The 7,564-nt window shown below is 60.3% G+C and carries 13 protein-coding genes and 1 pseudogene; all 14 read right to left on the bottom strand.

Annotated elements, in window-relative coordinates:
• Positions 1 to 2 precede the first annotated feature (2 nt).
• Positions 3 to 479 (bottom strand): hypothetical protein, encoded by a 477-nt coding sequence (locus EN879_RS16945; protein ID WP_063168410.1) that lies wholly within the window; start codon positions 477 to 479, stop codon positions 3 to 5.
• On the bottom strand, positions 472 to 597 hold the full coding sequence (locus EN879_RS40625) for a hypothetical protein (protein ID WP_275955627.1): 126 nt from the start codon (positions 595 to 597) through the stop codon (positions 472 to 474). Before EN879_RS40625 ends, EN879_RS16945 begins: the two co-directional genes overlap by 8 nt.
• A gap of 39 nt (positions 598 to 636) precedes the next feature.
• Positions 637 to 843 (bottom strand): hypothetical protein, encoded by a 207-nt coding sequence (locus EN879_RS16940; RefSeq protein ID WP_063168409.1) that lies wholly within the window; start codon positions 841 to 843, stop codon positions 637 to 639.
• Positions 840 to 1,067: a hypothetical protein gene (locus EN879_RS16935; RefSeq protein WP_063168408.1), complete on the bottom strand. Its 228-nt coding sequence runs from the start codon at positions 1,065 to 1,067 to the stop codon at positions 840 to 842. Before EN879_RS16935 ends, EN879_RS16940 begins: the two co-directional genes overlap by 4 nt.
• Positions 1,068 to 1,081: 14 nt before the next feature.
• A complete protein-coding gene (locus EN879_RS16930; protein WP_063168407.1) occupies positions 1,082 to 1,318 on the bottom strand; it encodes a hypothetical protein in 237 nt (78 codons plus the stop codon).
• Positions 1,315 to 1,497 (bottom strand): hypothetical protein, encoded by a 183-nt coding sequence (locus EN879_RS16925; protein WP_063168406.1) that lies wholly within the window; start codon positions 1,495 to 1,497, stop codon positions 1,315 to 1,317. Before EN879_RS16925 ends, EN879_RS16930 begins: the two co-directional genes overlap by 4 nt.
• Position 1,498: 1 nt before the next feature.
• Complete coding sequence (locus EN879_RS39000) at positions 1,499 to 1,657, bottom strand: hypothetical protein (protein WP_158515791.1); 159 nt, start codon at positions 1,655 to 1,657, stop codon at positions 1,499 to 1,501.
• Positions 1,654 to 1,929, bottom strand: coding sequence for a hypothetical protein (locus EN879_RS16920; protein WP_063168405.1), 276 nt, complete (start codon positions 1,927 to 1,929; stop codon positions 1,654 to 1,656). Before EN879_RS16920 ends, EN879_RS39000 begins: the two co-directional genes overlap by 4 nt.
• 40 nt (positions 1,930 to 1,969) lie before the next feature.
• The gene (locus tag EN879_RS16915; RefSeq protein WP_063168404.1) at positions 1,970 to 2,572 is read right to left on the bottom strand and encodes a hypothetical protein; all 603 of its coding nucleotides are present in this window, start codon (positions 2,570 to 2,572) and stop codon (positions 1,970 to 1,972) included.
• A 66-nt stretch (positions 2,573 to 2,638) separates the two neighbouring features.
• The gene (gene dnaN / locus EN879_RS16910; protein ID WP_063168403.1) at positions 2,639 to 4,066 is read right to left on the bottom strand and encodes a DNA polymerase III subunit beta; all 1,428 of its coding nucleotides are present in this window, start codon (positions 4,064 to 4,066) and stop codon (positions 2,639 to 2,641) included.
• A gap of 72 nt (positions 4,067 to 4,138) precedes the next feature.
• Positions 4,139 to 4,564 carry a hypothetical protein gene (locus tag EN879_RS16905; protein ID WP_063168402.1) on the bottom strand — a complete coding sequence of 142 codons (426 nt, stop codon included), beginning with the start codon at positions 4,562 to 4,564 and terminating at the stop codon, positions 4,139 to 4,141.
• A gap of 65 nt (positions 4,565 to 4,629) precedes the next feature.
• Positions 4,630 to 5,001, bottom strand: coding sequence for a hypothetical protein (locus tag EN879_RS16900; RefSeq protein WP_127224375.1), 372 nt, complete (start codon positions 4,999 to 5,001; stop codon positions 4,630 to 4,632).
• Positions 4,994 to 5,428 (bottom strand): hypothetical protein, encoded by a 435-nt coding sequence (locus EN879_RS16895; protein WP_063168401.1) that lies wholly within the window; start codon positions 5,426 to 5,428, stop codon positions 4,994 to 4,996. Before EN879_RS16895 ends, EN879_RS16900 begins: the two co-directional genes overlap by 8 nt.
• A gap of 368 nt (positions 5,429 to 5,796) precedes the next feature.
• Positions 5,797 to 7,564 (bottom strand): annotated as a pseudogene (locus EN879_RS16890) (methyltransferase); the annotation flags it as partial.

Raw genomic sequence — 7,564 nt, 5'->3', positions numbered from 1 at the left:
CGCTAATGCTTCACGATCTTGAAAGCGTGCCGGTAGTCATCATGCAGCTTGACGTTCTTGGGCGGGTAATGACCCTGTTCACGCAAGGCCGCGACGTGATGGCGATGGCGCGCCGCTCTGGCGTCATCGTAAAGGATCTCCTCGTCCGGACAGTCATCGATCCATGTGATGAACTTATGGCCGGCATCGGTGCCACGCGAGGCGGCCAAGCCGATGGCGATATGGCCGGCGATCTCATTGATCTCGTCGCGGCCGATCTTGCCGCCTTGGGCGATGCACCGGTCGGAGGCTATCCTTCGCAGCCGGACAAATGCCATGCGCGTGGCGATCGCCGCCTCGGTCTCGCGGAAATCCATGCCCTCGCTTCGGCATTGGTTGCGGAACTTGTGCAGCGGCGCGTCATGGGCTTCCGGCAACAGCCCTATGGCTATGCCGGCGGCGACCAGGATCAGGATGATGATCGGTCCCCACTCAAGCATCGGTGTTGCGCCTTTTGCGCGCTTCCTGCTCGATCTCGTCGCCCCATTCGCCAAGGAATTCCTTGACGGGATCGGCGACGAACAGCCGGCGTAAAGCCCTCATCAGTGTGCGGATCATGACAGACTCCTTTCTTTGCCACAGTTGGCAGGCTTCAGGTTAGGTTTTGCGGTAAATCTCCGGCCGCGACTTCTTATCCTCGCGAAGCAGGATCGCGCCATAGTTGCGCTTTGCGGCGACCAATGCGGCGATGCCTTCAGGCGAAGCATCACGAGAATTGACGGCCGCCTCGTATTTGTCGGTTGCAATCTTCAGAGCAGCGGGCTCATCCTTTCGACGCTGGAGTCTGAATTCGTTCGCGCTCATACGTCCGACTCCAGCGCCAAGCGCACGATCTCGGTTTCCGGCGTCATGGTAGCGGCATATGGCAGCCGCTCGACCGAGTAGTCGAACTCCAGTCCATGGTAATCCGCAAGCCGGTCAATGCACACACCGGCGAGGTAATTGGCGCGGCCTTCGTCCGTTCCGCCGACAAAGCGGAAGATCGGTGCCGACTTGGACAGGATGGTCACCAGAAAAACGTCGTTCATGACTTGGCCTCCGTTTAGGGTTGGTAGACGTTGGTCGGATCTTTTTCCTTGGCCTCGGATGCCTCCAAGCATACTCCGATCAAATCGAAGCTGTATTCGTCGTCCATCTGCCCAAGCGGGCCGAGATACCAATAATGAACTCGAATGGTGAAATCGACACCTTGGGCCGCCTGATAGTGCGGAGCGTCAAGCGCCTTCCTGCAGGCGCTCTTGGCCGCGCGGATGGCTGAACTCCGTCTGGCGTAGGTCATGTTGGTTTCGCTTTCTTCGGCTTTGGCGGCATAGGCAAGGTCGCCTCCTCCGCGCCTTCGTCGCAAATCCATGACATATCGCGGCGGATCCACATCTGCCTGGCGCCGTCGGCGACCTCCTTGTGCGCGATTTCCCATTTGCCGCGCACGAAGATCAGGACTTCATCCCATCTGGTCATATCAGTGGCCATACGAGAACATGTCGGCCGCGCGGTCGAAGCCATTCATCGTCGCGCCATCATAGCGAACCAGCCGAAGGATGCGATCGCGAGCGCGGATGGTGCCGAATCCGTCGAGGATGCCGGCGGCGAAGCCGATGCAGAAGCGGAGCGCGCTCATGTCACTGGTCCTCCGCTGAGGCGCTCGATCACGCCGCGCAGTCGGTGGGCCTCGCTTAGATTGGCTCGCTCCATCGCCATCAGGCATTTGCGCAGCGCCGGAATCTCACCGGCTATATCGGTGCCAGACAAGGCAGCAGCGGCGCGCTCGGCGATCTCGATCTCCTCTTTCGAGTTGCTCCATGTGCGAAGCACGATGTCGCCGGACTCGTCGGCGATGACATAGGTTGCGCCTTGATCAGCCTGGCATGGCTGGACGGTGAATTTCGGCATGGTTCTGTCTCCTGTGTTTCGCCACGGTTGGCGGAGTTGTTCAGATGGCCTTTTCGGCAAGCTCGATGGCGTCTTCGCAGGCGGAGAATTCCTCGCCAAGCCAATCGGGCGCATCGCCACCACAGGCATCAACGAAACCTTTCAGCGCCTTCAACATCGCCGAAAACGCGGCGGCTTTCATGCCGTTCTCATGGAAGGGGCTTATTTGGCGTTCTGGCTGGCTCGCCAAAGTGCCAACAAAGTCCGAGAGCTCGGCGATCAGGTCGGCGTGCTCTTCCTTCACGCTGTCCTCTTCATCGTCCCAAGCCTTGAATGATTCCGCCAGCATGAATTCCATGTAGGCGGTGCGGTCTTGATCTCGGGCGCTTGGCGCGACATCGGGCGTGACTGTCGCTGGCGAAAAGGCTTCCACGCTTGCTTTGCCGCCTAGATACATGCGCGCGCTGATGGTCGCCACAAGTTGTTCGACCGTAGTGCATCGTTCGCAGGCGAAGCGAAGCGACATGCCATCTTGATCCCTAGGGATGCTGTTGAGCGCATAGGGGATGCCATTGGCCAGCGCGTGGGAGACGTGACCATCGAGAACGCTCACATATGAGACGTTTCCGTTGAAATCGGTATATTTGGCGATGATCTTCGGCATTGGGAAACCTCCTTGTCGTGATTGATGGAAGGTGGGCGCATTCGCGCGCCCGACCAAGGCCTAAATCTACACACGCATCGGCATGAGGACGCCAAGCCAGCCCTTGCGGTCCGGCGCGGTCATGAGTGTCGGCGAGCCGGAATCAGCCATGGTAAGCGTGATCTCTTCGCAGCAGGCGGTAGCGATCAAATCCTGCACATACTTGGCGTTGAATCCGATCTCCAATTCGTCGCTGCCATAGTCGGCGGCAATGTCGGCGGTTGCCGAACCTTGATCGGGATTGTTGACGACCAGCTGGCACTTGCCCTTGCTGAAGGTGAGCTTGACGGCGCGGCCGCGCTCGGAAGAAATCAGTTCGACCGCGCGCACGCCTTCCGCCAGGTCCGCCGCCTTGAACGTTGCCGGCTTGTCGTTGCCGGTCGGGATGACGCGCTGATAGTCGGGGAATGAGCCTTCCACCAGCTTGCTTGTGATCGTGACGCCATCGAACATGAGGCGGATGGTTCCCCAATGCTCGGTCTTGCCTATCTCGACACGAACCTCTGCCGGGCACGCCTTGCCCTTCAGGAGCTTCTGCAGGAGCGCGACGGTCTTGCGGGGTACGATGACGCCGGGCATCCCCTTCATGCCCTCGCTGGCCGCCAAATCCTGCCGGCAAAGCCTATGCCCATCGGTGGCGACCATGCGCAATGCGCCGTGATCGCCGTGATAGGCATCGATGGCGCGCGGCTCGACATGGTGAAGATAGACCCCGTTCAGATAGTAGCGGGTTTCCTCGGTTGAAATGGCGATCGCCACGCCGCCGAAGGCCTCGACCAGATCGGCGCCGGGAACCGTGAAGGAATGCGACGGCTTGCCGCCGGAAAGGTTCGGATAGTCGGCGACCGGCAAATCCTGCAGCCTGTAGTTCACCTTTTCGAAATCGACCGTGACGGCGTTGCTGTCGCCTTGCCGTTCCGTGAAACCGACGAACTCGGAAGCCGTCGCCTTTTTCAGGAGGTCTTTCATAGTATGCGCCGGCAGAGTGACGGCGAATCTGGCATCAGCGGCGGCCGGAATCTTGACCGCGATTTCAATGTCCAGATCAGTGCCGGTCACGGTCAGATTTTCGCCGTCGCCGATGAGGCAGACATTGCCGAGAATGGGGATACAACTGCGCTTCTCGACCACGTTGGCGACGATATCGAGCGCGCGGTTGAGCGCGGCGCGGTCGGCGAGCGCTGTTGCCGGCGGAAGCGGCGCGATCTCTACCGACTCTTCGGCGATCTCGACCGGTTCATCGAACGCTCCAGCGGCGATTGCCTTTTCGGCGAGATCCGCCGGGAAGATGGCGCGGACTTCGGCGAGTGTCGCCTCATTGGCCGCGATCACTTCTGGTTCATGTTCCGGCTCCGCCTGGACCGCCTTTGCGGCGGCATAGGCACTGAAGGAAACGACCGCGCCAAGGGCGATGGCCGAAACACTGGAATTCGCGGGATGGGCGTGTGCGTTCATGCTGTTCTATCTCCTCTATTCGCCACAATCGGCAATTCAGTTCATGGCATAAATCTATGCCAGTTGCAAGGTTTATTCGTCGTCCGCCGATCCTTCACGTTTGATCAGTTCGATGTTTTCAAGGTTGGCGTACTCAGCCACCTTTTCCATCGCCCAGTCGGCGGCAGATGAAGCCGACTCGGAATAGTCGTCCCATTTGTCGCCGACACGGTTGCAGGCTTCCGCAACAAGCCGCGCCAGATCGGGATGATCTTCGTACACGTCAAGGGCAAGATCCATAACGGACTCATTGCAGAGTGAGGCGAGCGGATGCCAACCGGCAGTGTCCCTGCAGTCGGTAGTGATCCACTGCGCGTCATCTGCCGTCATGGTGCCGCGTGCGTATCGCCAGGCGAGGCGGTAGCGCGTGATCCGGCCGCGCCAGCGCCAATAGAACGATGAGCGCTTGAAACGTGCGGCCAGGCTTTCGCGGATTGATGTCACTGTCAAACTTTCCATGTGTTCGGTTCCTTCTCGAATAGGGCCGCGCCGCCACAGGGGCGAGCGCCAGGCGTGTTTCTGTGTCAGCGAGCGGCGGCTTGTCCTTTAGCCTTCGCCAGCGCTTCCTTGGCGAGCTTCAGGCAGAATGGATCGGTGATAGCCTTGTGATCGACAGCGCGGTCTAAGGCGTCGAACAGATCGCCAGCCGCCGCGCGGACAAGCGTCCATTCCGCTTCCGCAAGGTGCCATTCGGCAAGCGCCGCCGCGTCACGGTTCTTGAATGTCGGTCGTTGCTCGAATGGGCGCGGATCACAGGCAATGCGCCATTTGCCGTCATCGTAGTTGCGCGACACGCAACCGCAAGCGCCGGACGGATAGTAAACATTCGTGTACCATCCGCCATGACGCCAATGCTCATAATGAAACGTGGTCGGGGCTTCGCTGGCGTCAACCATTGGCGCAGCCCTCCGCATCAGCAATGCCGGCGGCTTCGCCCTCCGCCTTCAGGATAGCCGCATCCATGAGATTGCAGGCGGCTTGTTCGAATGGCGATGCGCCACAGTTGCCGCGAGCTCGCTTGATCGCCTTCAGGGCGGCCAGCATGTCGGGCGCGGCCAGTTCGAGCCGCGATGGTTGCGGATCGTAGACGCTTGGCAGGGAGTGCCCGCCATAGTCTGCCAACCGTTCGCCGGTCTCTTCGTCGGTAACGTCGATAATGGCCAAATCCTGCCCGCTATCGGTTGTCGTTTCATGGATCGTGATGTTGTCGCCGATGTAATCGGCAGTCAGTAGCGGGAAAGCCGCCTCGACGCTTTCGGCCTCGACCTCGACGTTGCCGTAACAGCGAAGGGTAACGCCCATGTGGAAAATCATTTTCGGCATTTCGATCTCCTGTTGTTCGCTCACTATCGAGCGGGGTTATAAGAATTCCGCGATTGTCTTCTAATGCGGTAGCGGCAAGTCGAAGATGATGACCAGCGCTAGGACGCCAGCCATAAGTGCCACCATTGCGAGGAAGCCGGCGGCATGGCGGATCATGCGAATGCCTGATAGGCCGCCGTCCAGAATGCCGCAGTGAACAGCAGCGCGGCAATCAGCGGCCAATTCCAGCCGCCGGCAAAATACCATTCGCGCTTTTCCATGGCTTCAGCCCCTCCGTTCGATGAAGTAGCGGCCTTCCGACCAGTTCAGCGTCACGATCTCGTCGGGTTCGCATGTGGAAGGCGGGCCGATGTGAATTTCGCCCTCGGCTATCTTTTCGGCCGTCTGTTTGTCGTTGCCTTGATAGTATCGGCTGGCCGCCTCCATGCTTTCGAAATGGCTTGTGCCGATACGATAGCCGCGACCAGCTGCCGGCGCGGTTGCAACCGGCGCGGCTTCCTTCGCCAGTTCATCGCCGACCAGCACGACAAGGACGGTTCCAGTTCCGGTTCCGCTTTCCTTGAATGATCCGGCCGGCAGATCGTACTTTTCGCCGCCCGCTCATCGAACCAGGCGCGAAATTCCGTTGCCTTGCGATCCTGCCGGAAGAATGGACCCGGCGACATGACCGCGACCAGCCGGCCGCCATCGCGCAGCATCTTGAAGGCGTGGCGCACATGCTCGATATCTTGCCCGTTTTCAAAGGGCGGGTTCATCAGCACGCGGTCAAAGCGCGGCGCGGTCTCGGCTTCCATGAAATCGGATCCGGCGAGCGTGTAGCCTTTGGCGGTCAAAATCTCCCGCAAGCTGAAATGCCGTTCGAACGTGGTGAGCTTGGCCAGCGGAGCGGCTTCCGCCATGGCGTCCAGAATAGCGCCGCCGCCGCCTTCCGGTTCCAGCATGTCGAATTCGCCGGCCGGCATGTCGGCAAGGTCAATCATCTGATCGATGACGGCGCGCGGCGTCGGGAAGTAACCGGGAATCTTCGCGAATTGCAGCGCCTGGACCTTGCGGCGCAACTCCTCGGCTTGCTTGTCGGCCTCGCTTTGCCCGGCGATCATTGCCCAAAGCGCGCGCGTTGCCGGCGTGTCATTGGCCGGTTTGCCGCTATCATGGCCGGCGTCGTAATAGCCGCCATTGCGCACGATCTCGGAGCGCGCCAGGTCATGGACGACTTTCTTTGACGTTGCGCCGCGCAATTCGAGCGGAACGGTTCCGGCGTCATGGTGCGCCGCCAGGGCGCGCAATGCCTGTTGCGTCCGCTGCAGCCAATAGCCGTCAAGCCGTGCGCTATCGGCTTCGCGCTGGCGCTTAGGCGTGTTTGTCTGCCGGTCGCGGAATTTATGGTCTATATCGCCTTGCATGGCGTCGGCCATGGCGCGCAGCTTGTCGCCGGTCGCGACGTTGGCACGCGCTGGCGCCTCGGCACGCTGTTCTTGGGTCGACGGCTTGCCCTTCGGCCAGCATGTCGAACAGTTGAAGCCTAAGCCATGCGGGCATTGTGGGCATGATCCGGGGCCGGCCGCTGATGGTTCGGGATTGGCGAAGGTATCCGCCGCTTCCTGTTTCTTGAAGGCGAAGCCGCCCGGCGTCTTGCCCCATGGTTTTGTATACCAGCCGCCAAGAGTCTCGGCCAAATCACGAAGCCGGTTGAACTCGTCGCGCTCGACACGTTCGGGCATGATGCAAATGAACATTTGAAAGCCCTTTTTCGTGTGCGTGTGTTCCTCGATCCGAATCCCGGCCGGCGTCACAACGCCAGGCGCGGCCGCTGGAGCGCTTGCCGGCGTCGGCGCGCTCAAATGCCAGTCGGCAGGGAAAGGCAGGCTCTTGACCGGTTCCCGGTTGCCGTAGAATGATTGTTTCGAGACTTTCCAGCCGCTCGAATAGCGGCCGCCAGTCTTCAGGAAGTAGCCGCCGCCCATGCTGTATTTCTGGCGATGTTCGGCAGTTTCCGGCGCGTCGGCAAGCCCGGCAGTGTCGGCGAAGTTGCGCGCCGCTTGGCGAAGCTCAGGGAATAAATCGCGGGTATGCTTGGAAAAGCCGAGAATGACGGTTTTAATGGTCTTGCCGCCATAATAGTCGGTCATCGAGTCC

It is taken from the genome of Mesorhizobium sp. M7A.F.Ca.AU.002.02.1.1 (assembly GCF_003998535.1).
Taxonomy (GTDB): domain Bacteria; phylum Pseudomonadota; class Alphaproteobacteria; order Rhizobiales; family Rhizobiaceae; genus Mesorhizobium; species Mesorhizobium ciceri.
The sequence above is the reverse complement of the archived record's forward strand: the minus strand, read 5'-3'. Positions and strand labels throughout refer to the sequence as shown.

Coding starts and splice junctions, on each gene's coding strand:
- EN879_RS16945 (WP_063168410.1), bottom strand. CDS start 479: ATGCTTGAGTGGGGACCGATCATCATCCTGATCCTGGTCGCCGCCGGC.
- EN879_RS40625 (WP_275955627.1), bottom strand. CDS start 597: ATGATCCGCACACTGATGAGGGCTTTACGCCGGCTGTTCGTCGCCGAT.
- EN879_RS16940 (WP_063168409.1), bottom strand. CDS start 843: ATGAGCGCGAACGAATTCAGACTCCAGCGTCGAAAGGATGAGCCCGCT.
- EN879_RS16935 (WP_063168408.1), bottom strand. CDS start 1,067: ATGAACGACGTTTTTCTGGTGACCATCCTGTCCAAGTCGGCACCGATC.
- EN879_RS16930 (WP_063168407.1), bottom strand. CDS start 1,318: ATGACCTACGCCAGACGGAGTTCAGCCATCCGCGCGGCCAAGAGCGCC.
- EN879_RS16925 (WP_063168406.1), bottom strand. CDS start 1,497: ATGACCAGATGGGATGAAGTCCTGATCTTCGTGCGCGGCAAATGGGAA.
- EN879_RS39000 (WP_158515791.1), bottom strand. CDS start 1,657: ATGAGCGCGCTCCGCTTCTGCATCGGCTTCGCCGCCGGCATCCTCGAC.
- EN879_RS16920 (WP_063168405.1), bottom strand. CDS start 1,929: ATGCCGAAATTCACCGTCCAGCCATGCCAGGCTGATCAAGGCGCAACC.
- EN879_RS16915 (WP_063168404.1), bottom strand. CDS start 2,572: ATGCCGAAGATCATCGCCAAATATACCGATTTCAACGGAAACGTCTCA.
- dnaN (WP_063168403.1), bottom strand. CDS start 4,066: ATGAACGCACACGCCCATCCCGCGAATTCCAGTGTTTCGGCCATCGCC.
- EN879_RS16905 (WP_063168402.1), bottom strand. CDS start 4,564: ATGGAAAGTTTGACAGTGACATCAATCCGCGAAAGCCTGGCCGCACGT.
- EN879_RS16900 (WP_127224375.1), bottom strand. CDS start 5,001: ATGGTTGACGCCAGCGAAGCCCCGACCACGTTTCATTATGAGCATTGG.
- EN879_RS16895 (WP_063168401.1), bottom strand. CDS start 5,428: ATGCCGAAAATGATTTTCCACATGGGCGTTACCCTTCGCTGTTACGGC.